Annotated in this window: 23 protein-coding genes; 15 read left to right on the top strand and 8 right to left on the bottom strand. The window is 63.1% G+C overall.

Annotated features, from left to right (window positions below):
- The first annotated feature begins 24 nt into the window (after positions 1-24).
- Positions 25-1,704 (top strand): prealbumin-like fold domain-containing protein, encoded by a 1,680-nt coding sequence (locus LDN82_RS03650; protein ID WP_224166416.1) that lies wholly within the window; start codon positions 25-27, stop codon positions 1,702-1,704.
- 97 nt (positions 1,705-1,801) lie between these two features.
- Here LDN82_RS03650 and LDN82_RS03645 read toward each other — a convergent pair whose 3' ends face one another.
- Genes LDN82_RS03645 through LDN82_RS03625 form a run of 5 tightly spaced genes read right to left on the bottom strand, consistent with a single transcriptional unit; the run spans position 1,802 to position 9,152 of the window.
- The gene (locus tag LDN82_RS03645) at positions 1,802-3,058 is read right to left on the bottom strand and encodes a M20 family metallo-hydrolase (protein WP_224166415.1); all 1,257 of its coding nucleotides are present in this window, start codon (positions 3,056-3,058) and stop codon (positions 1,802-1,804) included.
- An 11-nt stretch (positions 3,059-3,069) separates the two neighbouring features.
- The gene (locus LDN82_RS03640) at positions 3,070-4,773 is read right to left on the bottom strand and encodes an amidohydrolase (protein ID WP_224166414.1); all 1,704 of its coding nucleotides are present in this window, start codon (positions 4,771-4,773) and stop codon (positions 3,070-3,072) included.
- A 7-nt stretch (positions 4,774-4,780) separates the two neighbouring features.
- Positions 4,781-6,187, bottom strand: coding sequence for a gamma-aminobutyraldehyde dehydrogenase (locus LDN82_RS03635; protein ID WP_224166413.1), 1,407 nt, complete (start codon positions 6,185-6,187; stop codon positions 4,781-4,783).
- A 14-nt stretch (positions 6,188-6,201) separates the two neighbouring features.
- Positions 6,202-7,824: a thiamine pyrophosphate-dependent enzyme gene (locus LDN82_RS03630; protein WP_224166412.1), complete on the bottom strand. Its 1,623-nt coding sequence runs from the start codon at positions 7,822-7,824 to the stop codon at positions 6,202-6,204.
- Positions 7,821-9,152 carry an MFS transporter gene (locus LDN82_RS03625; protein ID WP_224166411.1) on the bottom strand — a complete coding sequence of 444 codons (1,332 nt, stop codon included), beginning with the start codon at positions 9,150-9,152 and terminating at the stop codon, positions 7,821-7,823. Before LDN82_RS03625 ends, LDN82_RS03630 begins: the two co-directional genes overlap by 4 nt.
- Before the next feature lie 137 nt (positions 9,153-9,289).
- Between LDN82_RS03625 and LDN82_RS03620 the strand changes: the two genes are divergently transcribed.
- The 8 genes from LDN82_RS03620 to tgt all read left to right on the top strand — a co-directional run bounded on the left by LDN82_RS03620 (position 9,290) and on the right by tgt (position 16,984).
- On the top strand, positions 9,290-10,501 hold the full coding sequence (locus LDN82_RS03620) for a helix-turn-helix domain-containing protein (RefSeq protein WP_224166410.1): 1,212 nt from the start codon (positions 9,290-9,292) through the stop codon (positions 10,499-10,501).
- A 182-nt stretch (positions 10,502-10,683) separates the two neighbouring features.
- Positions 10,684-12,051 (top strand): MFS transporter, encoded by a 1,368-nt coding sequence (locus tag LDN82_RS03615; protein WP_224166409.1) that lies wholly within the window; start codon positions 10,684-10,686, stop codon positions 12,049-12,051.
- Positions 12,048-12,455 (top strand): RidA family protein, encoded by a 408-nt coding sequence (locus LDN82_RS03610; protein ID WP_224166408.1) that lies wholly within the window; start codon positions 12,048-12,050, stop codon positions 12,453-12,455. The genes LDN82_RS03615 and LDN82_RS03610 overlap by 4 nt, the downstream gene beginning before the upstream one ends.
- Positions 12,452-13,060: an RraA family protein gene (locus LDN82_RS03605; RefSeq protein WP_224166407.1), complete on the top strand. Its 609-nt coding sequence runs from the start codon at positions 12,452-12,454 to the stop codon at positions 13,058-13,060. Before LDN82_RS03610 ends, LDN82_RS03605 begins: the two co-directional genes overlap by 4 nt.
- Positions 13,061-13,137: 77 nt before the next feature.
- Positions 13,138-13,677 carry an NUDIX hydrolase family protein gene (locus tag LDN82_RS03600; protein ID WP_224094275.1) on the top strand — a complete coding sequence of 180 codons (540 nt, stop codon included), beginning with the start codon at positions 13,138-13,140 and terminating at the stop codon, positions 13,675-13,677.
- A gap of 121 nt (positions 13,678-13,798) precedes the next feature.
- Positions 13,799-14,809, top strand: a complete 1,011-nt coding sequence (locus LDN82_RS03595) for a DUF6707 family protein (RefSeq protein ID WP_224166406.1) — start codon at positions 13,799-13,801, stop codon at positions 14,807-14,809.
- A gap of 91 nt (positions 14,810-14,900) precedes the next feature.
- Positions 14,901-15,611, top strand: coding sequence for an SRPBCC domain-containing protein (locus LDN82_RS03590; RefSeq protein ID WP_224094272.1), 711 nt, complete (start codon positions 14,901-14,903; stop codon positions 15,609-15,611).
- A 47-nt stretch (positions 15,612-15,658) separates the two neighbouring features.
- Entirely contained in the window at positions 15,659-16,984 is a 1,326-nt protein-coding gene (gene tgt, locus LDN82_RS03585; RefSeq protein ID WP_224166405.1) for a tRNA guanosine(34) transglycosylase Tgt, read from the top strand.
- Positions 16,985-17,064: 80 nt separating this feature from the next.
- Here the strand turns inward: tgt and LDN82_RS03580 are convergent, their stop codons facing one another.
- The gene (locus LDN82_RS03580; RefSeq protein WP_224166404.1) at positions 17,065-17,775 is read right to left on the bottom strand and encodes a queuosine precursor transporter; all 711 of its coding nucleotides are present in this window, start codon (positions 17,773-17,775) and stop codon (positions 17,065-17,067) included.
- Positions 17,776-18,015: 240 nt separating this feature from the next.
- Entirely contained in the window at positions 18,016-18,516 is a 501-nt protein-coding gene (locus tag LDN82_RS03575) for an isoprenylcysteine carboxylmethyltransferase family protein (RefSeq protein ID WP_224166403.1), read from the bottom strand.
- Between the two features lie 482 nt (positions 18,517-18,998).
- On the opposite strand from LDN82_RS03575, the gene LDN82_RS03570 reads away from it, so the two are divergent.
- From LDN82_RS03570 to LDN82_RS03550, 5 genes are all read left to right on the top strand, one after another.
- A complete protein-coding gene (locus LDN82_RS03570) occupies positions 18,999-20,402 on the top strand; it encodes an MFS transporter (RefSeq protein ID WP_224166402.1) in 1,404 nt (467 codons plus the stop codon).
- A 118-nt stretch (positions 20,403-20,520) separates the two neighbouring features.
- A complete protein-coding gene (locus LDN82_RS03565; protein ID WP_224166401.1) occupies positions 20,521-21,183 on the top strand; it encodes a response regulator transcription factor in 663 nt (220 codons plus the stop codon).
- Complete coding sequence (locus tag LDN82_RS03560; protein WP_224166400.1) at positions 21,180-22,595, top strand: HAMP domain-containing sensor histidine kinase; 1,416 nt, start codon at positions 21,180-21,182, stop codon at positions 22,593-22,595. The genes LDN82_RS03565 and LDN82_RS03560 overlap by 4 nt, the downstream gene beginning before the upstream one ends.
- A 7-nt stretch (positions 22,596-22,602) precedes the next feature.
- Positions 22,603-23,553: a TAXI family TRAP transporter solute-binding subunit gene (locus tag LDN82_RS03555; protein WP_224166399.1), complete on the top strand. Its 951-nt coding sequence runs from the start codon at positions 22,603-22,605 to the stop codon at positions 23,551-23,553.
- 64 nt (positions 23,554-23,617) lie between these two features.
- On the top strand, positions 23,618-24,451 hold the full coding sequence (locus tag LDN82_RS03550) for a hydroxymethylpyrimidine/phosphomethylpyrimidine kinase (protein WP_224166398.1): 834 nt from the start codon (positions 23,618-23,620) through the stop codon (positions 24,449-24,451).
- Here LDN82_RS03550 and LDN82_RS03545 read toward each other — a convergent pair.
- The gene (locus LDN82_RS03545; RefSeq protein ID WP_224166397.1) at positions 24,448-25,377 is read right to left on the bottom strand and encodes a cytochrome b/b6 domain-containing protein; all 930 of its coding nucleotides are present in this window, start codon (positions 25,375-25,377) and stop codon (positions 24,448-24,450) included. The genes LDN82_RS03550 and LDN82_RS03545 overlap by 4 nt on opposite strands.
- A 305-nt stretch (positions 25,378-25,682) precedes the next feature.
- On the opposite strand from LDN82_RS03545, the gene LDN82_RS03540 reads away from it, so the two are divergent.
- Complete coding sequence (locus LDN82_RS03540; protein WP_224166396.1) at positions 25,683-26,297, top strand: TetR/AcrR family transcriptional regulator; 615 nt, start codon at positions 25,683-25,685, stop codon at positions 26,295-26,297.
- Positions 26,298-26,353 lie beyond the last annotated feature (56 nt).

Raw genomic sequence — 26,353 nt, 5'->3', positions numbered from 1 at the left:
TTTCACTAGAAATCAGGCACCCTAATGAGAAACAAGAAACTCACCTCGATCGGCGCAGCCGCAGCCTGTCTGGCTTTGGTCCTCTCAGCAACTGCCGCCCAAGCCAACCTCACCGGAAGCCCCTTTGACGCGGCCGACGGAAACCTGGTCCTGAATGACGAAACGCAAGATTGGGCCACTGCCCCCATCAGTTGCGTTGCTCCTATCTCAGGTTGCGGAATCGACCTGGCGACGGGCCAGAACGATAATTCGTTCGGCCAGGGCACCAAGGAGGACACAGAAGTCCCGGCTGTGGTCACCGGCTCCATCCCGAATAACAAGAGCGATCTGCTCCGCTTCTACGCCTATTTGAAGACCGAATCCAACGGCAAGGACTACGCCTACTTGGCATGGGAACGGGTCCAGGAGCCTACGGGCACCACCAACATGGACTTCGAGTTCAACAAGAGCACCGCTGTTTCGGCCAATGGTGTGACTCCGGTCCGGACCGCTGGTGACGTCCTGATCAAGTACGACCTCTCGCAGGGCGGCACAAGCCCGACTCTGGGCTTCCACCGGTGGGTCGCCACCGGATCCAAGTCCCTCTGCGACTCCGCAAACAGCACTCCGTGCTGGGGTCCCGTACAGCCCTTGACCGGCAACTTCGAGGGATCCATCAACGATCCTGCCAACAACCCACCGTCCGGTACGGTAGTTGACCCGATCGCCCCGAATGCACCCCGCAACCTCTCTGCCCGCACCTTCGGCGAGGCCGCCATCAACCTGACCGATGCCGGCATCATCCCGGCCGGTTCATGCGAAACCTTCAGCGGAGCCTACCTGAAGAGCCGGTCCTCCGACTCCTTCACTGCGGCTTTGAAGGACTTCATTGCACCTGTGCCGCTGAACTTCAGCAAGTGCGGTTCCATCAAGATCCATAAGGTCACCGTAGGCGGCGACGGAACGTTCGGCTACACCACCACTGGTGGGCTGACGCCGTCGACCTTCAGCCTGAGCAACGGCGGAACCCGTGACTACGGCACCTCGGTGGCGGCGGGAAACTATAGCGTCACTGAAAGCACCTTGCCCTCGGGCTGGACGCTGACGGACCTGCAATGCACCTCATCCGGAACAGGCACGTCCACAAGCCGCAGCGGAGCAACTGTGAACATCGTCCTGGGCTTCCAGGGCAGTGTTGACTGCACCTACACCAACACGGCAAAGGGAACCATCAACGTCCACAAGAGGGACGACGGAACAGGCAGCGGAGCATCGCTGGCCGGTGCCGTCTTCACACTGTTCAACAACGCTGCCCCGCTTGAAACGCGTGGAGCGGAAGACACCACTACAGGAGTCACCTGCACCACGGATGCCAGCGGAAACTGCTCCTTCACGGACGTGTTGGCTGGTGAGTACTGGGTTGTTGAAACCACCACGCCTGCGGGCTATGACACAGCGGCGGACCAACGGGCAACAGTTGGAGCTGGCGGTACCGTCAGTCTGACCTTTACCGATCCCCGTGACTTCAGGATTATCGTGCTTGTCTGCAAGTCCGCGGACAACTCGCTGTATCCGAGCACAGTAACGGTCGACGGCGTCGACCTCACCTCGCTGGGTACAGCCCCGGCAGGCTTCACCGCCGCACAGGTTTGCGCCCTCGGTGGCGCTGCCTACGACGACAAGAAGGTCGGCGACCACCCGGCCAACGTGAACATCCCTCAGTAACAGGAGCGGATATCCCGGCCGATCCAAGGCCATCATTCACCTAAACCAGGAAGCACCCCCACTGCGGCGGGGGTGCTTCCGTGCGGGGGGCAGGAATTTAGTCCGCCAATGCCCCATCACAGAGCCGGCTGACAACCTCGGTGAGCATGGTGAGCCCGGCCACGATGTCTTCGTCCGTGGTGTATTCGTGCTCGTTGTGGGAGATGCCGTCCACGCTGGGCACGAACAGCATCACGGTGGGGACGAGGTCCTTCATGTTGGTGGAGTCGTGTCCGGCCAGGGTCATGACTTCTTTGTTGGACAGCCCCAGGTCGGCGGCGACTTTGGCGGCCAGCTCCACTCCTTCGGGCTGGTACGGAGTCACGGCCCAGGAGTGCGAGTGGTGCTTCTCCACCGAGACGTTGGCTAGCCGTTCGATTTCCGTGATGCGGGCATGCAGAAGGGCGTCGGCCTCGGCAAGGACGGCTTCGTCGGCGCTGCGCAGGTCCAGGAGCAGGTTCACGCGGGAAGGCACCACTACGGGCGAGTTCGGGTAGACGTTGAGCTGGCCCACGGACGTGTGGAGTACACCGGGAAAACGATCCGCGAGTTCGCGCGCGGCGACCACCAGCATGGAAGCACCCAGGAGGGCATCCTTGCGATCCGCAATCACGGTGGAACCGGTATGCGCCTGCTCGCCATGGACCACGAACTCGTACTTGTTCGCTGCCCAGTTTGAACTGACAAGGCCGATTGTGATGCCTTCGCGCTCCATGCTGCGGCCCTGCTCGATGTGGATCTCGGCGCAGAAAGCAGCCTCCGGCCCTTCAAAGGTTCCGCGGCAACCGATAGCGTCCAGGGCGTCGCGCACCGTAATCCCGGCAGCGTCCTTGGTGTTGAGCGCGTCTTCCAGTTCCAGCTTCCCCGTGTAGACGGACGAGCCCATCATGGAGGGCTTGAAGCGGCTGCCTTCCTCGTTGAACCAGTTGACGACGGCGAGATTGAACCTGGGCGCTGCGGCGCCGGCTTCCCAGCGCGCAGCCAAGCGGAACGCGGCGTGGGCAGCCGCGAGGACGCCGTACGCGCCGTCGTAACGTCCCGCCGTCGGCTGTGAATCCATGTGCGAACCGACCACCACGAAGGGCGCACCGGGTACAGCCTCGTAGAGGCCCCACTGGTTGCCGGCATGGTCGAACTTGACTGTGAAGCCGCGGTCTTCCAGGAGTCCTGCCAGCCAGCGCCGCTGTTCGCCGTCGGGAATGGTCGCGGCTTGGCGGTCCACGCCGCCGTTCTCCGTGGCGCCGAACGCGCTCATAGTCCGGAAGTCCTGCACGAAGGCGGTGTCCTGGGCGGTGAAACGTGTGGTGGTTGTCATGGTCTCCCCTATTAACGGTGGGCCGCGAAGGAACTTTCAGGGGAAAGTTCGGCGTGGAAGTCGGTTGATTCGTACGTAAAGCGGCCTCCGACGGCGGTGGCCAGGACCTGCAGTTCGCTGATGTTGGGTGCGTCCAAGGGCGAGGCGGATAGGACAACGAAGTCGGCAAGTTTGCCCGGCTCAAGGGTCCCTTTTCCGGCAAGCGTCCCAGTGGCTGCCGCGGCGCCGCTGGTGTAGGCGGCCAGTGCCTGCTGCGGGGTGAGGCGTTCCGCGAGGTTTCCAAAAACGGCCCCCGATTCGGTCCGGCGGTCGATGAACGCCTGCATTCCGCGGAGAACGTTTCCGTCGGCGACCGGCCGGTCCGAGCTTCCCGCAAGCGTCACGCCGGCTTCCAGGAAACTGGCCGCACGGTACGCCCACGGCAAGCGGTCCGGTCCGAGGGAAGCGGTCATCCCGTCCCCGCCATCGCGGAAGAAACTTGCCTGCGGCGTCACGGCGATTCCGGCGTCCGCGAGCCTGGCCAACTGCTCAGGACGCGTCATGGAGGCGTGCTCGATCCTGTTGGGCAGGCGACGCGGCCCATACATGGCCTGGCAATCCGTGATGATGTCCACGGCGAGGTCGATCGCCCGGTCACCGATGGCGTGGGCCGCGATGGACCAGCCCGCGGCGTAGGCGGCCTCGATGCGTTCGCGCAGCTGGGCGGGATCGGCCTGGAAGTAGCCAACGTTGCCGGTGTTGTCCCGGTGTCCGTGGCTGCAGAACTCATGGCTCACGGCAGCGGTTTCGCCCAAAAGCGATCCATCCAGGAAGACCTTCGCGGGGCCAAGTGACAGGTACTCGTTCCCGAATCCGCTGGTGATCCCGAGGTCCAGCCCCGCAGGTGCAACTCCAGGGCTGTCCGAGGAATGCCCGTCCAATCCGTGCAGCACATCCAACACCGGCATCACCTGTGCACGGGCGTGCAACCGGCCGTTGGCGGCAGCGCGCTGGTAGGCGGCGAGCTCGGCCGGGCTGTGCCCGATCCAGCCCCCGCCCACCCCGGCTTCGGTGAAACTCGTGATGCCCTCGGAAGCGTAGTACAGGGTGGCCCGTTCAAGAGCGTCCTCGATGTCGTCCAACGAATACGGCAGGATCAGCTGCTGGATCAGTTCCTGTGCCGTCTCCTGGACGAGTCCGGTGGGACGTCCCGCGGCGTCGCGGACTATCGCTCCGCCGTCGGGATCGGGGAACGACGGCGACTCGGCACCTGCCAGCCGCAGCGCGGCAGTGTTGACCACGGCCATGTGCCCGGAGTTGTGCCGCATGAACAGCGGCCGCTCCCCCGTGATGCGGTCCAGCTCGGCGATGTCCGGGAAGGAACCGCCGTGCTGGGTCTGGCTGAAGCCGGTGGCGAAAAGCCAGGACTCATCTTCGGCCCCGTCGCTGGTCACAGCACCGCGGAGAAGCTCATACAGCTCGTCCAAACCACGGGCACCGGACACGTCCAGTTCCGCGAGCCCCAGCCCGAACCACGTCGTGTGGCAATGGGCATCGATGAAGCCGGGAGTGACGGTGGCGCCGCCAAGGTCCAAAACCTCGCGGGCATCCAACCCGTCCAGGTCCTCGTCGAGGCCCACGATGCGTCCCTGCCAGATGCCCAGCGAACTGGCTATAGGACGGGCCGGATCCATCGTGATGATGTCTGCGTTCCGCAGCAGGAGATCAAGTTTCATGATGTGTCTAGCGGTGGGACGTGGTGACGGACTTGATGCGCGTGTAGTCCTCAAGGCCGTACACGGACAGATCCTTGCCGGTGCCCGAGTGCTTGAAGCCACCGTGCGGGGCCTCGGCCGGAATCACCTGATGGCAGTTGATCCACACAGCACCGAAATCAAGCTCGTTGGAAACACGGGTCACCACGCCATGGTTCTCGGACCAGACGCTGGACGCGAGGGCGTACTTGGTGCCGTTGGCGAGTTCGATTGCTTCTTCCTCCGTGGCGAACGGCTGGACCGTCAACACGGGGCCGAAGATCTCGTCGCACACCACTTCGTCAGTCTGGAACACACCGTCGATGACCGTGGGTTCAAAATGGAAGCCGGTTCCGGTGCGCTTGCCGCCGGAAAGGACCCTGGCGTTGGCCGGGAGGCGGGACATGAAGCCCTCCACACGCTCCAGCTGTGCGGCACTGTTGAGCGGGCCGAGATCCGCATCGGAACCGCCCACCTTCAGCGCCGAAGCAGCGTCGGCCAGTGCTGCCGCGAACTCCGTGTGGATGTCCTGGTGGACCAGCACCCGAGTCACGGCGGTGCAGTCCTGCCCGGCATTGAAGAAAGCAGCCAAGGCGATCTCGCCGGCGGTGCGCTGGATATCGACGTCGGCAAACACCACTGCGGGTGCCTTGCCGCCAAGCTCCAGATGGACGTCCTTGAGCGTCTTGGCCGCAGCGGACATGACCTGCGCACCGGCACGGGTGGAACCGGTGATGGAGACCATCTCCGGGATGTCGTGCTCCACCATCGCAGCGCCGGCTTCACGCCCGCCACAGACGACGTTCACAACGCCGGCCGGGTAGACCTGCTGCGCCAGTTCGCCCAGAATCACAGTGGACCAAGGAGTCGTGTCTGCAGGCTTAAGGACCAGGGTGTTGCCCGCGGCAAGAGCCGGACCAATCTTCCAGATGGCCATCATGAACGGGTAATTCCACGGCGTGATCTGCGCGACCACGCCAATGGGCTCGCGGCGGATCGTCGAAGAGAAACCTTCCACGTACTCCGTCTGGGCAGTTCCGGAAACCACCCGGCACGCTCCGGCGAAGAAGCGCAACTGGTCGGCGCCGCGCAGGATTTCGAGCTCCTTGGTAAGGGCGGAAGGTTTGCCGGTGCAGGCAACCTCGGCCTCGAGGAGCCGGTCAACATTCGCCTCGATGAGGTCGGCCAACTGCAACAGCAGCGACTGCCGCGTACCCGGCGTCGTGCGCTTGTAGCTCTTGAAAGCTGCGGCAGCGGCTTGGAAGGCGGCGTCGACGGCGGCAGCGTCGCTGTCCGGCGCGTTGCCGATCTGCTGGCCCGTGGCGGGGTCGAAGAACGGCAGGCTGGCCGCGGCGTCAACAGACTCGCCGTTGATGATGTTCTGAAGCTGGATCACAGTGAGGGCTCCGGTCAGTTTGTTGAAGTCTTGGGGGAACGCGTGGTGGGGTCCTGCGGCAGGTGCAGCAGGGCCGGGAGACCGGAATCGACGGCCCGGCGGAATGCGGCTGCGAAGTCTTCCGTGCGGTCCACGCGCTCGCCGTAACCGCCGTAAGAACGGGCGAGTGCGGCGAAGTCCGGGTTGGTCATGTGCGTGCCCGAAGGGCGGTCCGGGTAGTGCGCTTCCTGGTGCTCGCGGATGGTGGCGAAAATGCCGTTGTCCACCACCAGGACGATGAACTTGGCACCGTAGCCCATGGCCGTGGCGATTTCCTGGCCGTTCATCATGAAGCAGCCATCGCCGGCAACGGAGATGACCTGGCGCCCGGGGTATGCAAGGGATGCTGCCACGGCTGCGGGGATTCCCATTCCCATGGCACCGTTGCGGGGTGCGGCCAGCGAATCGGCCGAGTTGTGGTCCAGGTAGCGTGCGGGCCACAGGGCGTGGTTCCCGGCGCCGAAGGTGAGGACGGCGTCGGCGTCCATTTCCTTCTTGAGGACCTCCATGGCGACGCCCAGATCGACGCCGATCCCGCCGTCGGGCTGCGGCGTGGAGAACGCGAGCTGGTCGGCGCGGGCGCTGGCAAACCAGCCTTCCGCACGTTCGCCGGCGGTGTTCGTGGCGGCCAGCGCGCTGGCGAATGCCGTCACGTCGGCAATGATGTGCTGGTCCACCCGGCCAAAGTGGCCCAGGAGGTTGGCGTCGGCGTTGACCACCACGGTCTCGGCGTCGAGTCCGCGTTTGTAGCCATCGGAGAGGACGTCGCCGCGGACGCAACCCACAAAGACGAGGAGGTCGGCGTCGTCGAGGCGTTCAGCGTTGGCGTCGCTGCGGCCGTACCCCAGGAAGCCGGCGTAGGCGTCGCTCCGGTGCGGGACGGCGTCGTAAGCACGGAAGTCGGCCACCACCGGGACGCTGTTGCGGCTTGCCCACGCGGCCAACTGCTCCCCGGACTCCTGAGTCCAGCCTTCGCCGCCGACGACGACGAGCGGCTTGCGTGCGGTGCTGAGCTTTTGGTTCAGCTCGTCCAGGTCCGCGGCAACCGGCTCGGGACGGGCAACCTTGCGCGGCTCCACCGTGGCGTCCGGGACGACGTGCACCAGCACGTCCTCCGGGAGGCCGATCACTACCGGGCCGGGGCGTCCGCTGAGGGCCGTGAAGATGGCGTCGTCCACCACGCGGGCGGCGGAAGCGGCGTCGTCGAGCGTTACGACTTTCTTGGCGGTGCTGCCGAACCAGGCGTTGATGTCGAACTCCTGGAAGGACTCACGGCCGCGGTCGGCAACCGGGATCAGTCCAACGAACAGGATCAGCGGCGTGGCGTCCTGATGGGCTGTGTGGATGGCGATGAAGGCATTTGCAGCACCCGGTCCACGGGTCACCATCGCTACACCGGGAAGCCCGGTCAGGCGGCCTTCGGCGAGTGCCATGAATCCCGCGCCGCCTTCCTGGCGGGCCACCACGTTCTGGATCGGCGAGCCGTGCAGGCCGTCAAGGACGTCCAGGAAGCTCTCGCCCGGGACGGTGTAGACGCGCTTGACGCCTGCCCGTTCGAGTTGGCCAACAATCAGATGGCCAGCCGTGGTTGTGCTCAATGCTTCATTCCTTCTTCTTCGATGGAAAGGCGTGGGAGGAACAGGCCGGACAGCGCGGTCAATGCCGAGACGACAAGCAGGATGATGGCGCCCGGCCAGAAGGAGTTATTGGCTGCCACAAGCGCGGTGGCGATCAGCGGCACGAAACCGGAGATGACACCCGCCGTGTTGGACGTGATGGCGACGCCGGTGTAGCGGACCTTCGTGGCGAACAGCGCGGTCAGCGCGGTGCCGGAGACTGCGTACGGGATGGAAAGGACGGCGACGCCGATCATCATGCCCAGGACCACCAGAAGGGGGTTGCGGGAGTCGATCGCCAGGAAGACAGGAACTGCAATAAGTGCAGAGGCCACACCGCCCCAAAGGATGACTTTGCTGGCGCCGAACTTTTCACCCAGGCGGCCTGCCCAGATCAGGGCGCCGATTTCGAGGGCTGCGGCCAGCAGGGTTCCCAGGAGCAGGAGTTCGGAGGGCAGCTTGAGGACCTTGGTGCCGTAGAAGACCACGAAGCTGGTGATGAGGTAGAAACCGCCGATGCCGAGCAGTGCCGAGCACATGCCCACCAGGATCTGGCGCCAGCTGTTCTTCAGGACGCCGCGGATGGGAGCATGTTCCGTTTCGCCGGACTCCATGAGGGCTTCAAATTCCGGGGATTCACTGAGGCGGCTGCGGATCCACAACGAGATAGCCAGAAGCGGGATGGCGGCAATGAAGGGGATGCGCCAGCCCCAGGCGTCAAAGTTGGTCTGGCCTACCAGGAACAGCATGCCGAAGAAGCCACCGGAGGACAGGATGGTACCGATCGGGGAACCGATCTGTGGAAGCGCGGCGTAGCGTGCACGCTTTTCCACCGGCGCATTTTCGACGGCGATAATCACCGCCCCGCTCCACTCGCCACCGACGGCGAGGCCCTGGACGATGCGCAAGGCAACCAGCAGGATGGGGGCGGCCAGGCCGATGGTCATGTAGTTCGGCAGCAGGCCGATGAGCCCGGTGACAATGCCAATGCCCACGATCGTGACCATGAGGATCTTCTTGCGGCCCACCTTGTCACCGAGGGCGCCGAAGATGAAGCCGCCGATCGGGCGGGCCACGAAGCCAACGGCGAGTGTGGCGAAGGAGCCCATGGCAGCGACGAAGGGATCCTGGGATACGAAGAACTGTGCGTTGAACACCAAAGCAGCGGCTGTGGTGAAAAGGAAGAAGTCGTACCATTCCAGCGCAGTGCCCACGAGGGCAGCCAGGGCCACCTTCTTGGTGACGCTTTCATCGACGATGCGTACTGCCGTGGGACTGGCGTCCGTGGCTCCGCTGACGGTGCTTGCCATTGTTGCTCCATGAGTGCGAACGGGACCGGACGTTGGGGATGCCCGGGCAATTTTTGTGTGACTCGTTCCATAGTGCCAGTAGTTTTTCCCAAAAAGACTAGCAATCCACCACGGAATCATGCCGCTAGAATGTGTGAATGCACAATTCTGAAACCTCGGGGCATGCCGTTCGTTGGACTGAGCTGGTGGACCAGCTTGAAGGCCGGCTGGACACTCTGGCGCAGGCCTTCACCACCAGGGTCCGTGAGATCCCGGAGTACGGCGAAAGCCAGGTGACGGTCCAGGAAATCCAGGAGACCGCACGCGAGACCTTCCGGCGCCTGATCAGCGGCCTCAGGAACGGGCGTATCGACAGCCAGGATGGCCTGCTCGACTTCGCTTCCGACCTCGGATCCAAGCGGGCCAGGGCCGGGATCCCGCCGGAGTCCCTGACCTCAGCTGTCCGCCTGGACTTCAGCATCCTCTGGGCTGAACTGCTGGAGATCGCGCACACCGAGGACGCCGCACTGCTGGCTACCCGCGTGGATCAGGTGTGGCGCGTCGTAGATGAATTCGCCACCCGCACGCACACGAGCTACCTGACCGAACGCGTCAGGATGGCCCAGGAAGAATCGAGCATTCAACGCGAGTTCATTGCCCGCCTGTTCAACCAGAGCACGCCGTCCCAGGAGACCTCCGCGCAGGTTGCTTCGGCCTTGGGTATCAACCCCGAATCACGCTTTGCACTGGTAGCCGCGAGCGGCGATCCAGGCGCACGGCTGCGCGCAGCGGCATCCCAATTCGGATCAGGCCAGCACACCCGGCAACGCTTGTTCCTCCATGAATCCGGCGGCAACACCTACGTTTTCTGGGCCTTGCCTGCACGGCGGACACGTGGTCCCGAATCCCGAAGCGAGGCGCACGGAACCGAAACCGACGCGCAACAGCTGCCTCCCGGCGTCGTCAATGTCCCGTGCGGCTACGTTCCCGAAGTCCTTGGCCTTCGTTCCCTTCCCGCGGCCGCCCGCACGGCCGAGAGCCTCGCCGCTTTGCTGCGACCCCGGGATTCCGGTCCGTTGTCAGCCGATTCCGCGTGGGCCCGGTTGGCCCAGCAAAACCTGCAGGACGCCGGCCTGGACCTCGCCGCCGAACTTGAAGAGGCCCTGGCGGAGTGCCGGGGCGGCGAGCGCGAGCGCCTGCTGGAAACGGTCCGGAACTACCTGGCCACCGGCAACGTCACGGTAACGTCCGAGCAACTCTTCTGCCACCGGAACACCATCCTCAACCGACTCAACCGCTTTCAGGAGCTGACCGGGATCGACCTCGCCGTTCCCGCGAAGACGGCGCGGCTGGTGGTGGCGTGGGCCTAAGTGAGGAGGTGCCGCCGTCGGGAGTTGATGCCGAGCGTTGGTGCATCGCTCCGCTGTGTGTTTTCACATTCCCAGCCGCGTTTTGATGGAAGTAATGCCATTGATGGTGTGATCGGGCACACACCATAGTTGTAGCTACTTTGCACCGGACATTCGTCCCCGCACCCCATCCGGAGAATCAGATGGCCCCCACGGTAGATACTTCCTCCGCATCCACAGCCAGGTTGGACCTGACCAAGATGCGCAAGATTGCCCTTGCCAGCGTTATTGGCACCACCGTCGAGTGGTACGACCTTTTCGTCTTCGGAACAGCGTCGGCCCTCGTCTTCAACAAGATCTTCTTCCCCAGCTTCGATCCAATCGTCGGCACCATGCTGGCCTTCGGCACCTTCGCTTCCGCCTATATTGCCCGCATGGTGGGCGCCATCATCTTTGGTCACTTCGGCGACCGACTGGGACGCAAATCCATGCTCCTGGTTTCGCTGCTGACCATGGGAGCGGCAACGTTCGCCATCGGGCTGCTGCCTGACTACAACAGCATCGGCATCATGGCCCCGTTGCTGCTTCTTCTGCTCCGCGTCATCCAGGGCCTGGCCCTCGGCGGCGAATGGGGCGGGGCGGTGCTCATGACGGTTGAACATGCACCTCCCACCCGCCGTGGTTTCTACGGTTCCCTGGTGCAGGTTGGCGTGCCCGCCGGTACGTTGATCGCCAATGTCGCATTCCTGATCGTGGCCTCCACGGTCAGCACCGAAGCACTGTATTCATGGGGCTGGCGTATCCCGTTCCTCGCCTCCGTCCTCCTGGTCACAGTGGGCATCTACATCCGCCTGAACATTGAGGAAACCCCGTCCTTCCAGGCAGTCAAGACCGCTGGCGCCAAGGCCAAGATGCCGTTCGCCGCTTTGATGGCCAAGTACTGGAAGCAGGTGGTCCTGGGCGGCATCGCCACCCTTTCCACGGGCAGCACGTTCACCCTGTTGGTTGCCTCCGGCGTCTCCTACGGCAAGAAGGAACTTGGTCACTCCGAGAGCCTCATGCTCTGGGTGGTTCTGGCTTCCTGCATCCTGGGACTCTTCCTCATCCCGTTCTTCGGCAGGCTTTCGGACAAGTACGGCCGCAAACCGATCATCTTCGCCGGTGTCGCTGCCGAGGCCGCCCTGGCCTTCCCGATGTTCTGGCTGATGGACACCAAGTCGGTGGCACTGCTCTTCGTTGCCTACCTCGCCATGATGACCGCGTTCTGCGCCAACTACGGACCGATAGCCACGTTCCTTGCCGAGCTCTTTGGATCCAAGGTCCGCTACTCGGGCCTGTCCGTGGCCTACATGCTGTCCGGCCTGCTGGGCAGTGCCGCCACGCCGTTCGTCACCACGTGGCTCCTGGGCATGACACACCAAAGCTCCTCGATCGCCTGGTACATCATGGCCGCCGCCGGATTGTCCCTGGTTGCCCTCTTCCTGCTGACCGAGACACGGTACGGCAACATCGACGCCGTCGACGAAGCACCTGCTGAAGCCCGCTCCACGGAAGCCGCGGCAACGCGGTGACCGTCACCACCATCGAGCGCCTGGCCGGTATCCCCGGCCAGGCGCCCGCCGTCGGGCCCTTCTCCCCGGCGGTCATTGCCAACGGTTTCGTGTTCACTTCGGGCCAGATCCCCGCGATCACGGGCCTGGACGATCAGCCGGACACCTTCGAAGGGCAGGTCCGGCAGACTATCGAAAACCTCGCCGGAGTGTTGGAAGCCGCGGGATCCAGCCTTGAGCACGTGGTCAAGGTCAACACGTACCTGACCAACCAGGACCAACTCGCGGAATACAACCGCGTTTACGTGGAGTACTTCGGCACCGCCAAGCCTGCACGGACCACCGTGTGCGTGGGCCTGTGGGGCGTGTCGTTGGAAATCGAGTGCGTGGCCGTTGTTCCGCGGAAAGAAGAGGATCCCACGTGAGTTCAACACTCCTTGAAGACCTGACAGCCGTCAGCTACCCCACCATCGGCCACTTCCTCGAAGACGGCTTCGTCTCCCCGACCATCCAGTCCTTGCTGGCAAACGTGAAGATCGCCGGACCCGCCGTCACCGTCCGGATCGCAGACCACGACGCCATCGCCATGAACCGTGCGCTCCTCGCACTGCAGCCCGGGGACGTCCTCGTGGTGGACATGTGCGGGGACCACCAACACGCGCCCGTGGGGGCCGTAACCGCAGCCGCAGCACTCGCCCAAGGTGCGGCCGCCGTCGTGGTTGACGGTGTGGCGACCGATGTCCTGGAACTGCGGCAGACCGGCTTGCCCGTATTCGCCCGCGGGACGTCGTGCCTCACCACTAAACGCCTGTACGGAACCGGCTCCGCCGTCAATGTCCCGGTGCTGGTTGGAGGCGTGGAGGTCAACCCAGGTGACCTGGTCCTGGGCGACGACAACGGTCTGATCGTCCTGGCGCCCGAAGCCGCACGCGACATTCTGGGGAAGGCGCTCGCATCGGACGCGGCGGAGCCTGCCATCCTTGCACGCATAGCATCCGGGGAGCCGCTCCAGTCCATCCTGGCCGGCTAATGCCGCCAAGAGCGTAACCCCGCGGCCACGGCCTCGCTGCCAAGGAACTTCGGCCGGGGATGCGGTAGAACTTAACCATGAGCGTACGTACACCCGACCCGTATCCAGGCTGGCTTTCCGACGAAGACCTCTTCGAAGCCCGCGGCCGCCTTCCCATGGTCTACGTGGAGGCAGTCCCCGTCCGCCTGGATCCGCTCGGGTACGTCAATGAAGTCGGCTCCCTCCTGCAGGGCGACGCCGACGGCAACATGGTTCGCTACCTCGTCTCCGGCCGCGTCCTTTACCGTGAAACCATCCGGGCAGCCCTGCTGCGGCACATGGAAAAGGACCTCGGCCCCCTCGCGTTCCCGCAACTGCCCATCAGCCCCGTTCCCTTCACCGTGGCCGAATACTTCCCCGCGCCTTCGCAGACCGGATTCACCGACGACCGCCAACACGCCGTGTCGCTTGTGTTCATCATCCCGGTCACAGGCGAATGCGAACCGCGCCAGGACGCCTTGGAACTCACCTGGATGACGCCACGGGAAGTCCTGAGTGACGATGTACAGCAGGAGTTCGAGGGCGGCCGCGGCAACCTCGTGCGCCAGGCGCTGGCTTTCTCGGGCATCGTCCTGTAGTTCGCCGCTGTAGTTCGGCGGCTCCTGTAGTTAGGCGGCGTCCTTTAGCGGGTCCCGCCTCTGGCGGCGGCCGGAGTTTGTAGACTGGACGGCGGACCGCAAGAGAACCAAAGGACTTCCGATGACTCACAGCCCAGCCTCACAGCAATACCGCGAAAAGCAGGCTGGGGACCTGCAACCCGGAGACTTTGTGTTCCTTCCCGGAGACGGGCCCGCAGAGGAAATCGCCAGTATCGAGGTCCAGGACGATGATTACGGCGTTGCCGCGCTGTTGGTGGTGACAACGGTCGACGGCGGCATCGCGCGTATCGCTGCCGGCTCCAGCGTGCCCGTGGGTGCCGGAGCTTCGGATGGCTCGGCCGTGCCAGGCTCCGCAGTCGTCCTGCCGCCTGAATCCGAAGCCGACGCGGACTCCAGCACCTCCACTGAAGACGAGGTGCAAGCAGCCGCGGGCTCCGCCGTCGTCGTCCCCCCACGCCCACAAACGCCACCAGCCGTCACCACTCCGGCCCCCGAAGAACTCGCGCTGATCCCCGGGCCGGACGGGACGCCTGAAGCTGTGGTGCGGGCCGCCGTCGCCAATCACAAGGGCAAGAACGGTGTTCAGGTGCTCGCCGAAAGGCTGGCGAAGGGCATCAACACCAAGTCCGGCAGCTGCCTCCGGGACCTCAGCAACCTGGCGTTCGATCTCTGCATCGTGCTGCGCGATCCGGACAACGCCCTTGCGGTCGCGGATCTCCTGAACGTGCTGCCCTTTGACGGCAACCCGGACCGCTGGGCGTCGATCGAACGCGCGCTTGCGCTCTCCAGCTTCATCTGCCGTGAAGGCGGACAAACCGAACGAGCTGCCGTGTACGAGAAATTGCTGCGCGCGCACGAGTCGGAGGAAACAGACCCCTTCAAGGCACGCATCGCCGCCAAGGTCCGCCAGCGCGCGCTTAACGAACCGAATCTGTACGACAAGGAAATTTTCCGCGCGATCGATAACGGCAATCATGAAGCCGAGCGTGAATGGCGGTTCCTGCGCCTCGAGTCGCTGCTGTTCCTGCGGGCCCACGGTGGATCGGAGACCCTGGGAGAAGAGGAACTGGGCCGGCGCATCGGCATCGAACTGGATGCTGTGCGCGCCTGAACCAGCTGTGTCCTGATTCGTCCGCCTAATCCCGGCACTTCTAAACTTCAAGACCTGTTTTAGAGACGGGAACGGCGGTAGATTCGGGGCCATGACGAACAATCTGAGCGTTGTGGTTAATGCCGACGCGCAGCAGGTTTGGACAATGCTGCGCGAACCCTCCCTGGTGGCTCAATGGCACGGATGGGAGGCCGATGACCTCGCCGACGAAATCAAGCAGATCTACTTTCACCCGGATGTGGTGGAAAATCCCGATCACACCAAGTTGACTGTGCATGGCGGGGACGAGTTCGAGCTCCACCCTGTTTCCGGCGGCACGGAAGTGAAGGTCACGCGCGCCGCGCTGGACCACGATTCCGAGTGGGCGGAATGGGACGAGGACATCACCCAGGGCTGGCTCACATTCCTGCACCAACTCCGTTTCGCTCTTGAGAGACACCCACACGGTCAACGGCGAACCCACTTCGTGTCCCTTCCGGGAAGTGGTGGGCCGGCCATTCAAAAGCTGGGACTGGGCGATCTCCCCCCGGTCGGCGATGACTACTCCCTCACACTTGGAACCGGCGAGGAGATCTCCGGCCGGGTGTGGTTCAAGAGCCGTCACCAGGTTGGCCTCACGGTGCACAGCTACGCCGAGCATGGCGATGGTTTGCTGATCGTTGCAGAGCAACTGCCGATCCCCGAGAAAAGGCCCGACGGCGGTTCCATGGTGATTGCCTCCACCTACGATTTGGGGGCCCACACCTTGGCGGACATCAGGTCCTCCTGGGACAAGTGGAAGGCTGAGAACTACAGTTCCTAGGCCGGGTTCCGCAGGTTACCCGCGGTAAAGCTGGCACACTTGGTAGCGTGCCAGCTTCCGCTTTCCTGCCCTCGTCGCCCCCGTCCACACCCGCCCCTGCCTTGCCGGATCTTTCATCCCAACAATCCGGGTTCTCCTTTTCAGTGGGCCAGCGGCTGACTGAAACGTGTTCGCCGTCGGACGCCTTGGTCGAGGCCAACGGCGGAACCTTCCTGGGCCGGACCGGAACCATCACCACGCCGCACGGAACCATACAGACGCCCGCGTTCATCGCCGTCGGGACCAAAGCCACAGTCAAAGCCGTCCTGCCCGAGTCGATTGCCGCACTCGGCGCGCAGGCTGTACTGGCCAACGCCTACCATTTGTACCTGCAGCCAGGCCCCGAAATCCTCGACGCCGCGGGCGGGCTGGGTGCTTTCATGAACTGGTCCGGGCCGACGTTCACGGATTCAGGCGGGTTCCAGGTGATGAGTCTTGGTTCGGGCTTCAAGAAGGTCATCGACATGAAGAACGTGGACACTTCCGGGCCCGACGACGCGGTGGCGCCCGGCAAGGAACGGCTGGCGCATATCGATGACGACGGCGTGTGGTTCAAGTCGCACCTCAACGGCGACCGGCACCGCTTCTCCCCCGAAATTTCCATGCAGGTCCAGCACCAAATCGGCGCGGACATCATGTTCGCGTTCGACGAACTGACAACCCTGCAGAACTCCCGGGCGTACCAGGAGGAGTCGCTGGAGCGGACCCGGCTATGGGCGCTGCGGTGCTTGGAAGAGCATGCCCGTTTGACGGTTTCCCGGGTGGGGAAGCCCTACCAGGCGCTGTTCGGTGTGATCCAGGGTGCCCAGTATGAGGACCTGCGCCGCAAAGCATGCCGGGACCTCGGCGCCATGCCATTTGACGGGTACGGGATCGGCGGTGCGTTGGAAAAGGAGAACCTGGGCACCATCGTGCGGTGGTGCAACGAGGAACTTCCCGAGAACAAGCCCCGGCACCTGCTGGGTATTTCCGAGCCGGACGATATCTTCACGGCTATCGAGAACGGTGCCGACACGTTCGACTGTGTCTCCCCCACGCGTGTGGCCCGAAATTCCGCGTTCTACACGCCGTCCGGGCGCTTCAACTTGTCCGGTGCCCGCTACAAGGCCGATTTCGGGCCGCTGCAGGAGGGGTGTGACTGCTACGCCTGCCAGAACTACTCCCGCGCGTACATCCACCACCTGTACAAGGCCAAGGAAATGCTTTCGGCAACTCTCATTTCGATCCACAACGAGCGCTTCGTGGTGAAGATGGTGGACGACGCCCGGCTGGCCATCGAGTCCGGGGAGTTCTTCGAGTTCAAGGCCGAGACGCTGGGGCGGTACTACTCGTAGCGTCGAGATCGCCGGAAGCCTGCGTGAGCGTGCGGAAACTTCCGGCGAACTCACACGGTTCCGGCGATCTCGGCCCGGGACTAGGCCGCGACTGGCCCGTAGCTCGGCTCGCGCTTCTTGATGTAGCCAACTACCAGGACTGTGATCGGGACAAAGAGGAACTCGACGGCGGTCTTGTAGACGAAGCCCACCAGGACGTAGTTCGCGAACATTCCAAAGTCCGTGATGCCGATGACCGAGGCCGCGATGCTGCAGAAGATCAGAGTGTCCACGAATTCACCCACCACGGAGGAGCCCATGAGCCGGGCCCACAGGGTCTTTTCGCCCGTGCGCTCCTTCATCTTTACCAGGATCCAGGAGTTGATGGTCTGGCCGGCGAGGAAGGCCAGAAGTGAAGCGAGCACGATTTGCGGGACCGGTCCCAGTGCGCCTTCGATAGCGGCCTGCTTGGCGGTTCCATACTCATCCGTGAAACCGGGAAGCACGATGATCACCCAGTAGCAGAGCGAGGCGAAGACGGAGAGGGCGAACGAGGTAATGATGGCCTTGCGGGCCACTTTGAAGCCGTAGACCTCGCTCATGACGTCGCCCAGGATGTAGGCCAGCGGGAACAGGAAGAATCCGCCATCAGTGATGATCGGACCAAGCACGACGCCCTTGGATGCGCCGATATTGGACAGGATCAGCACCACGGCCATGATGGCGAGCATGATGCCAAAGTACGGGGAGCCGATCGAGGCAAAGCGGGGTGCAGGCTTGCTCAAGGTGCTGGAGCCGGAAGGCGAGGGCATGGGTCATCCATTTCGTAGTGGTTCGCGCGGGCGCTGTTGGTTCAGGCACCCGGCTGTATTAGCACTGTGGTTGGTGGGGCCGCCGGCCCAACACCGGTCTTATTGTCCCACCCCACCGATCCCCACTCACATCCTGACCCGCTTCCACCGATCCTCACTCACATCCTGACCCGCTTCCACCGATCCTCACTCAGCTAATCCCCCTTTCCGGGGAACGCTCGGTCACATCACACGATGATGTCAGCGGTTCACAGGGCGGCGACGCTGGAATCCGAGGTAGCGAGGAGTCTTTGTCGCGTATTCGGCGTACTCACGGAAATATTCCGACAGTTCGCCTTCTTCCCGGAGCACGCCCTTGTGTTCCACGAGGATTCCAGCCGGCAAAGTCATGAGCACCCACGATGAACCGGCGAGGATCCCCCCACCCAAGTGGATGAGCCACCACCCCACATACATTGGATGGCGGGTTAGTGCGTATGGCCCGCTGGTCACCAATTCCTGCGGCCGCTCCAACTCGAAGCGACTCGCCGAACGGCGGGCCCGCTCAGCCAAAGCCCAGGCATTCAGCCCTCCACCGATCACCAGCAGGCCAGAACCCGCAATCTTTTGAAGTGCTTCAGATCCTGGCAGTGGCCAGGGGAACCGTCGCTTCAGGACCACGTCGACAATCAAACCGGTCACCTGTCCCGGAGGAAGGGGCAGGTTGCCGAACACGCTCCTTAGTGCGGTCCAAGTACCCATGCCTGAACAGTAATCCCGTGGCCCATTCTTGTCCGCAGCAAGGGACAGGATCTGAGAGAACGACCGCCAAAACCCGCCCGGACGTGAGAGAAGAACCGCCAAAAACCCGCAGGACGTGAGAGAAGAACCGCCAAAAACCCGCAGGATGTGAGAGAAGAACCGCCAAAACCCCGCACGATGTGAGAGAGCAACCGGCTTGTGTAGGTGGGCCGCACACAAGGCTCCTGCGACGGCGGCAAGCCGGGTACCGCCGTCGTGCGTCCAGGCCTTTTGAAAACCTAAGGAAGTGTTAGGAAATCCGTTCCGGCGTTGGTTGTGCCGTGCATCACCAATAGTTTGGAATATGTCCTCTTCACCCATGGAGGACCTTTCTTAGTCGACGAAGAGCCATGCGCAAGGACGCCATGAGCACGAGCTTCATGGACAGAACGAACTCATGCAAGACACGGCTGCTGTCGCAGGCCGTCCAGGAAGGTTCATTGATGAGCACCCAACAAGCTGCGCCCCTCAGCGAGGCCGCACAGACACGCAAGGCCGTGAGCAACATTCTTAAAGGCTCCGCGGGCAACCTCGTGGAGTGGTTTGATCTCTACGTCTACACGGTTTTCGCGGCTTATTTCCAGTCGCACTTCTTCAACTCCTCGGACGATCTGCAGGCCGGTCTTGAGGCGATGGCTGTCTTCTCGACGTCGTTCCTCATGCGTCCGATCGGCAGCTGGTTCTTCGGCCGCTATGCAGACCGGAAGGGCCGCAAGGCTGCGCTGACCCTCAGCGTCACCATGATGTCGGCCGGATCGTTCGCCATCGCAATCCTCCCGACGCAGGACGTGATTGGCCTCTGGGCGCTGATCCTGCTGGTGTTTATCCGTGTTGTGCAGGGTTTCTCGGTGGGCGGCGAATACGGCACCAGCGCCACTTACATGTCCGAGGCCGCGACTGCCAAGCGCCGCGGTTTCTTCTCCAGCTTCCAGTACGTGACGCTCATCGGCGGGCAGATGCTGGCGTTGCTGGTGTTGGTGATCCTGCAGAACACCATGAACAAGGAAGACCTGACCGCGTGGGGCTGGCGGATTCCTTTCGCGATCGGTGGCGTGGCTGCGTTGGTTGTCCTCTGGCTTCGCCGGTCCATGGAAGAAACCCTTTCCGCCGATCAGCTCCGCGCCGCGCACGTCAAGGTTGAAGGCGAGGCACAGCCGGGCACCATGAAGCTCCTGTTCACCAAGCACTGGAAGCCGCTGCTCATCTGCATTGGCATCACGCTCGGTGGCACGGTGGCGTTCTACACGTACACCAACTTCATCCTGAAGTTCATGAACGATACGTCCGGCATCGCAAAGACCGATACCTCCGTCATCAACTTCTGGGCTTTGTTCATCTTCATGCTGCTCCAGCCGGTTTATGGCCTGATTTCCGACAAGATCGGCCGCAAACCGTTGCTGATCTGGTTCGGCGTCACCGGTGTGCTGTTCACTTGGCCGCTGCTCTCCACATTGTCCGGAACCAAGGATCCGTTCGTTGCGTTTCTCCTGATGCTCGGCGGCCTGCTCATGGTTGGCGGCTACACCTCGATCAACGCACTGGTGAAGGCCGAGCTGTTCCCGGCATCGATCCGTGCCCTGGGCGTCGGCCTGGGATATGCGATCGCAAACTCGCTGTTCGGTGGCACGGTTCCGCTGATTGGTGCCGCCCTGCAGAAATCCGGGCAGGTGGACATGTTCTTCACCTACGTAACTGCGGCGATCTTCATCTCGCTGCTGGTGTACATCTTCGCGCTGAAGAACAAGAAGGCCACGCACCTGGATGCCGAGCAGGGAAGCGCGTTTGCCGCGAAGGACCTTGGCTCGCGGGATGCCGACGAGGACAAGAAGGATCTCGCCCGCGCCTGAATCAGCTGGGTTGTGAGGCCCGTTCTGCGCTCTTTGGTCACTCCGAAGGGCGCGGAGCGGGCCTCACAACGTTAAGCTCTAGTAGCGAACCAGCCCACAAGCCCATAAGGATCAGACCGTGCACGTGCTCATCGTCGAGGATGACGACGCCATGGCGTCCGCCTTGAGCGCTGCCGTTGCATCCGCCGGCCACAAAGCCACAAGGGTGTCCCGTGGCGAGGACGCGCTCCTGGGGCATCGGCATCACGAAGTGATCCTGCTCGATCTCGGTTTGCCGGACTTGGACGGTCTGGAAGTGCTACGGAAGCTGCGACAGGTGACGCAGGTCCCCATTCTGATCCTCACTGCGCGCGACGACGAAAGAAGCGTGGTCCTGGGGCTTCGTTCCGGTGCCGATGACTATCTGGTCAAGCCAGTAAAGCTTGTGGAATTGCTGGCAAGGATCGAAGCTGTGACGCGCCGGACCCACCGTGGCGGGCATGCGGCACCCCACAGCATCCAGGTGGGAGACGTCAGGGTGGACCTGGACCGCAGGATCGCATCTGTTGGCGAAAGGGAACTCTCCCTGACCGCAACAGAGTTCGAACTTCTCAGCCTCCTGGCAAGGAATGCAGGATCAGTAGTGACACGGGAACAGATCCTCGATGCCCTCTGGGGCGATGCCTTCGTGGCCAACTCGAGGTCCCTCGACGTCCACCTCACCGGCCTCCGGTCCAAACTCCAGCTGCCCGGTTTCATCATCAACGTCCGCGGCGTGGGATACCGCGTGGAGCAGGGATGAAACTCCGCGTCCTGGCCATCCTGAGCGTGATCGCAGTGCTCATTGTGGTCACCGTGTCCAGCGTGATCCTGACGTCGGCCGGGAGGGAGCTCACACAGGAACTCCAGATCAACCGCGTCACGTCATTGAACCGCTTCGCCCAGCTTGCCAATGATGCGTCTTTGGACAATGACACCACCCAGCTGCAACGCGAAATGGACCGCTATTCCGAGCTCTACGGCGAGGGGATCCTGATCCGCCTGCAGCCGCAGACAGTACGTTCAGGCGGCCTTAGTGAGGACCGGGCCGAAGTCCGTGAGGCATTGAACCGGGCGAGCTTGAACCTCAGCGACACCACGCTCAGCCCGCTCAGGCCCTTCGGATCCGGCACGGAGGTCATCTCTAGGTCCTTCGGCACAGCCAGCCAGGTGCTTGGGGAGGCGGTCCTTGAAGTCAATCCCGAGGCGGCCCGGCAGAAATTGCGGGAGCGGTGGCTCGTCGTCGGGCTTGCCGCAGTGGCGCTCGGGGCGCTCCTGCTTCTGGCAGCGGCCCGCGTCACCGCCTGGGTTCTGCGGCCGGTCCATCGCCTGAGCAACGCCGTCCATGAACTTGAGACAACGGGCAAGACGAGCCACCTTCCCGACGCCGGTCCGCCCGAGCTGCGGGAGCTGAGTCGTTCGTTCACCGCGATGGCCAACACCGTCACGGAGAGCATCGATTCGCAGCGCCAACTGATCGCCGACACATCGCACGAACTACGGAACCCGGTGGGTGCTTTGCGGCTCCGGATCGATCTGCTGCAATTGGCGCTGAAGTCGGAGCCCGAGAAAGCCGCCGCGGCCGGCGTGGTTGCTGAGCTTGAGCGTGTGGAGGCAATTCTCGACGGCGTGCTGAAGCTGGCTACGGCCGAGCACCGCGCTTTCGAGGGATCTGCCCGCGCAGATCGCGCAACCGGGCACAAACACCACACGGTCATCGACCCCTTCCCTGTCCTGCAGGGCGAGGTGGAGCGGGCGATGCCTGCTGCTGAACGCGCGGGTTCGACGATCGCGCTGGCGCAGCCGGAGCAACCGCTCCACCTCGCCTGCAATCCGGACGAATTGGCGCATATGGTGGGTGAGCTTCTGGCCAACGCCATCAAGTACGCCCCTGGCGCCCGGATCACGGTGGCAACGAATCAGACAGCAGGAGGGGTCGCCGTCGAGATTTCCGACGACGGTCCCGGGCTTTCCGCCGAGCAGCGCACCGCCTCCACAACGCGGTTTTGGCGGGCGCCGCAGCACAGCAAGATCGCCGGGAACGGCTTGGGCATGACGATCGTGGACCGTTTGGCGCATGCGAACGACGGTGAGCTTGTGCTTGAGGGAAGAGAACCGCACGGACTGACGGCCCGTCTTGAGTTCCAACACCCGCCGGGTGGCCGGGATGAGTAGCAGGATCATGCCAAGAAGGGCAGTTCTTAGAGCCGGGCTGTCGGCTGGTTTGGCTGGCGTACTGCTGCCGGTATCCACCTCCTGCACCCCTGACGAGAAGCCGCAAAAGCTAACGGTCGCCGGGGGTGAACCAGGTGGCTTTTACCTGGAGTTCGCAACCTTGTTCGCGGAGTTGCTCCAACGCGAGGGTGTAGCCGAAACGGCCGTGCCGCTGACCACTGGCGGAAGCCTGGAGAACATCCGGCGCGTGTTGTCCGGCGAGGCGACGTTCGCCGTCGCGCTTGCCGACGCAGCTGCCCAGGCTGCAGCGACCCCTCAGCCTGGCGGGAATCTTGTGGCGCTCGGAAAGGTGTACCAAAACTATGTTCATTGCATCGTGCGCGAGGACAGCGGCCTCCGCTCCTTCGCCGATCTGGCCGGGAAGACGGCCGGTGTTGGCGAGGTGGGCTCGGGAACGTCACTGACCGTGCCGCGCATCATCTCCGCAGCACCGGCGGGAATGGGTCTCAAGCAGGTGAATCTCGGGCTGAACCAAGGCTTGGCAGCGTTGCGCGATGGCTCCATCGATGCCCTCTTCTGGTCCGGCGGCGTGCCAACCGCCGCCATCGCATCCACGGCCAATGAAATCGGACTCCGCCTGATCGACCTATCCGAGCACATCAAGGCCATGCGCGAACAGTACGGCGTGTTCTACGACCGTGTCCTGATCCCCGCCAAGAGCTACAGGGACGCCTCTGCAACGTGGACCGTGGGTGTGGCCAACCTGCTCCTGTGCCGCAGCGACCTGGCCGACCACCTGGTTTCAGAGTCCGTGAAACTGCTGGTGCAACGGGCTCAGGAACTGGTCCCGAAGACGAGCACCGGAGTGCAATTCCTCAGCCCTGAGACGCTCATAAACACCGCGGGCGTGCCCCTTCACCCGGCGGCCGAAACCGCCTATCGGACACTTCACGGCTAACGCGCGCGCTGCCGCCGTGCCCCAAAAATCGGGGCACCACCGCGCAAATGGCAAGATGTAAGACATGACTTCAGCCGTTGCACCTGCCATTGCACTGACCATCGCCGGCTCCGAAGCGACCGGCGGTGCCGGCGCGCAGGCCGACCTCAAGACCTTCCAGGAACTGGGAGTGTTCGGTATCGCGAACCTCACGTGCATTGTTTCCTTTGATCCCCAAGACAATTGGAACCACCGCTTTGTGCCGGTTGACCAGCAAGTCATCGCGGACCAATTGGAAGCGACGACGGCGGCCTATGGTCCCGCTTCGGGCGCACCTTCGGTTCTGGATACGGTGAAGATCGGCATGCTCGGGAGCCCGGCAACCATCGGCACTGTTGAGCGGGCGTTGGCCGATGGCGTTTTCGCGAACGTGGTCCTTGACCCGGTCCTGATCTGCAAAGGACAGGAGCCTGGCCACGCCTTGGATACCGACCAAGCCTTGAAAGCGCAGATCCTGCCTCTGGCGACGTTCGTGACACCAAACCATTTCGAGGCCGAATCACTGTCCGGACTTCAGATCACCGATGAGGAAAGCCTGAAGGACGCTGCCATTCGCATCCACGAGATCAGCGGCGCAGCAGTCCTCGCCAAAGGTGGGGTGCGGCTGGAAGGCCCGGACGCCGTCGACGTTTACTACGACGGCGAAACGTTGGAAGTCCTGCGCGCTCCGAAGGTTGGCGATGTGGCCGTGTCCGGTGCCGGCTGCTCCCTGGCTGCGGCGGTGACGGCTGAACTGGCCAAGGGTGCCACGCCGTTGGAAGCTGCCCGCACCGCGAAGGCGTTCGTTACCGCTGGTATTGCGAACCGCGTGGCGTCGGGTGCTCCGTTTGATGCCCTGTGGCAGGGCGGATCCCGCTAGCGCGAGACCTTGCCCATGAGCGAGGCTATCGGACGCAGGAACAGCGGGCGGGCCAGGAACCAGGCGGCCGCAGTAAAGACGATTGAGGCCGCGAAAATGCCGAAGCCCCACCAGCTGTAGTCGTTGTTCGAGGCGTACATATGGTTCAGGTTGTTCAGGGCCCCGGTGGCCAGGACCAAGGTGACGTGGACGATCACGAACGCCACAAAGTAGATCATCACCGGGAAGTGGATCTGGCGGGCGAGCTCGATGGGGTAGAACTTGTTGATCGCTGCCTTTTTCGGCCACGCACCGGACATCCGGAGGCCGGTGATGATTGCCAGCGGCGCGGCGACGAAGACGGTGACAAAGTACGTCAGCAGCTGCAGGCTGTTGTAGTTGTTCCAGCCGTTCTCAACCGGCCAATTAAGCGACGCGTACTGCAAGGCGGCAGACAGAGCGTTGGGGAAGACGTCCCAGTCGGTGGGGATGATCCGCAGCCATTGGCCGGTCGCGAACAGCAGGACGATGAAAATGATGCCGTTCAACACCCACAAGGCATCCAGCGTGAGATGGAACCAGAGATCCAGGCTGATCTTTGTGGGCGGATTCTTCGTCTTGATGAAGCCTTTGTTGTTCCGGGTCCAGTTCGCGGCGGGTCGCGTGGTGGTGCGGACCTGCCAGCCGGATCGGATGATCAGGACCAGGAAGAACATGTTGAGGAAGTGCTGCCAGCCGAGCCAGGCAGGGAAACCTGTGGGCGTGCCTTCGGGGATCGCTGAATGTCCAGGGAAGTCCACCAGGAACTGTTGGACGGGTTGCAGCGTCCGCAGCCACTGCGCGATGAGCACCAGGACCAGCGCCACCACCAACGCTATGGCGGTAACGACGACGGGCTTGAACCACCTGTTCGACGTGATCCCGGACGACTTGCTTGAAACGGACATCAGGCCGCGTTCCTCTCTGGCTTGTTTGGCGTGCGACCAGTTGGCGCTCTCTCATAGCGATTCAACCAGTTGCAGCGCGACGGTAAAAACGGCACCCGGGTTTCGAGGCGTTTGACGTCAAAAATCGCAGCATTCGGATACATACCGCAACACATATTTCTAGAACGAGCTTCTAAGATTGTTTCCTTTAGTTGATTGACGGTCAAGGGGTTTGATTGCTTAAAGTTTCAGATTGGTGAAGGTACGATTCCAGAAAGAAGCCCGACGACACTCCGGCAATGTCCTTGTCAGCGAAGGGAGCATCCTTGGTTCGGAAAACATCCAACGCGGCAGTCCATGCTGGCTCGTGGCAATGGACCCGGACAGCCGCCACCCGACGAAACCTCCTGGATGCGGCGAGGGACGTTTTCTGCGAGCACGGCTTCACCGACGCCAGCGTTTCGGACGTCGTGGCCCGTTCCGGGTCAAGCGTCGGCAGCCTGTATCACCACTTCGGGGGCAAGACCGAACTCTTCCTGGCACTCTGGGATGACTATCAGAACGAACATGAAAGGCTCGTCGCCGCGGCTGTAGCAAAGGCCAGGAAGTCAGGCGAGAACGATCCGCTGGCCCTGTTCAACGTGGGCAGCCGCAGCTACTTCGACTACACCTGGAAACACCGGGACCTGGAGCGGGTCTTCATAGAAGGTGATACTCCCCCTGGGTTCGAGGTACTGCGGCGCGAACGTGGACGCGAGTGGGTTCGGCAAAATTCCGTGCTGCTGGGAGCCAGCGATGACACTCTGGGAAAGCTCACGGTCGCGGTCATCACCGACATCGTCACTCTGGCCGGGAACGAGGTCGCCTTGAGTTCGTCCAAACGGGAGGCGGACGACGTCGTTGAGGCTGCGGCAGTGCTGGTGGGACGGCTGGTTCGCTAGCTTAACGCTCTCTCACTTCCCGACGCGTTTCCCCCATCGCTCTCTCACTTCCTGAA

Source organism: Arthrobacter sp. StoSoilA2 (assembly GCF_019977195.1).
Lineage (GTDB): Bacteria > Actinomycetota > Actinomycetes > Actinomycetales > Micrococcaceae > Arthrobacter.
Note: the sequence above shows the minus strand (reverse complement) of the source record. Positions and strands in the feature narration are given on the sequence as shown.

Coding starts and splice junctions, on each gene's coding strand:
- LDN82_RS03650 (WP_224166416.1), top strand. CDS start 25: ATGAGAAACAAGAAACTCACCTCGATCGGCGCAGCCGCAGCCTGTCTG.
- LDN82_RS03645 (WP_224166415.1), bottom strand. CDS start 3,058: ATGACAACCACCACACGTTTCACCGCCCAGGACACCGCCTTCGTGCAG.
- LDN82_RS03640 (WP_224166414.1), bottom strand. CDS start 4,773: ATGAAACTTGATCTCCTGCTGCGGAACGCAGACATCATCACGATGGAT.
- LDN82_RS03625 (WP_224166411.1), bottom strand. CDS start 9,152: ATGGCAAGCACCGTCAGCGGAGCCACGGACGCCAGTCCCACGGCAGTA.
- LDN82_RS03620 (WP_224166410.1), top strand. CDS start 9,290: ATGCACAATTCTGAAACCTCGGGGCATGCCGTTCGTTGGACTGAGCTG.
- LDN82_RS03615 (WP_224166409.1), top strand. CDS start 10,684: ATGGCCCCCACGGTAGATACTTCCTCCGCATCCACAGCCAGGTTGGAC.
- LDN82_RS03600 (WP_224094275.1), top strand. CDS start 13,138: ATGAGCGTACGTACACCCGACCCGTATCCAGGCTGGCTTTCCGACGAA.
- LDN82_RS03595 (WP_224166406.1), top strand. CDS start 13,799: ATGACTCACAGCCCAGCCTCACAGCAATACCGCGAAAAGCAGGCTGGG.
- LDN82_RS03590 (WP_224094272.1), top strand. CDS start 14,901: ATGACGAACAATCTGAGCGTTGTGGTTAATGCCGACGCGCAGCAGGTT.
- LDN82_RS03580 (WP_224166404.1), bottom strand. CDS start 17,775: ATGCCCTCGCCTTCCGGCTCCAGCACCTTGAGCAAGCCTGCACCCCGC.
- LDN82_RS03575 (WP_224166403.1), bottom strand. CDS start 18,516: ATGGGTACTTGGACCGCACTAAGGAGCGTGTTCGGCAACCTGCCCCTT.
- LDN82_RS03570 (WP_224166402.1), top strand. CDS start 18,999: ATGAGCACCCAACAAGCTGCGCCCCTCAGCGAGGCCGCACAGACACGC.
- LDN82_RS03560 (WP_224166400.1), top strand. CDS start 21,180: ATGAAACTCCGCGTCCTGGCCATCCTGAGCGTGATCGCAGTGCTCATT.
- LDN82_RS03555 (WP_224166399.1), top strand. CDS start 22,603: ATGCCAAGAAGGGCAGTTCTTAGAGCCGGGCTGTCGGCTGGTTTGGCT.
- LDN82_RS03550 (WP_224166398.1), top strand. CDS start 23,618: ATGACTTCAGCCGTTGCACCTGCCATTGCACTGACCATCGCCGGCTCC.
- LDN82_RS03545 (WP_224166397.1), bottom strand. CDS start 25,377: ATGTCCGTTTCAAGCAAGTCGTCCGGGATCACGTCGAACAGGTGGTTC.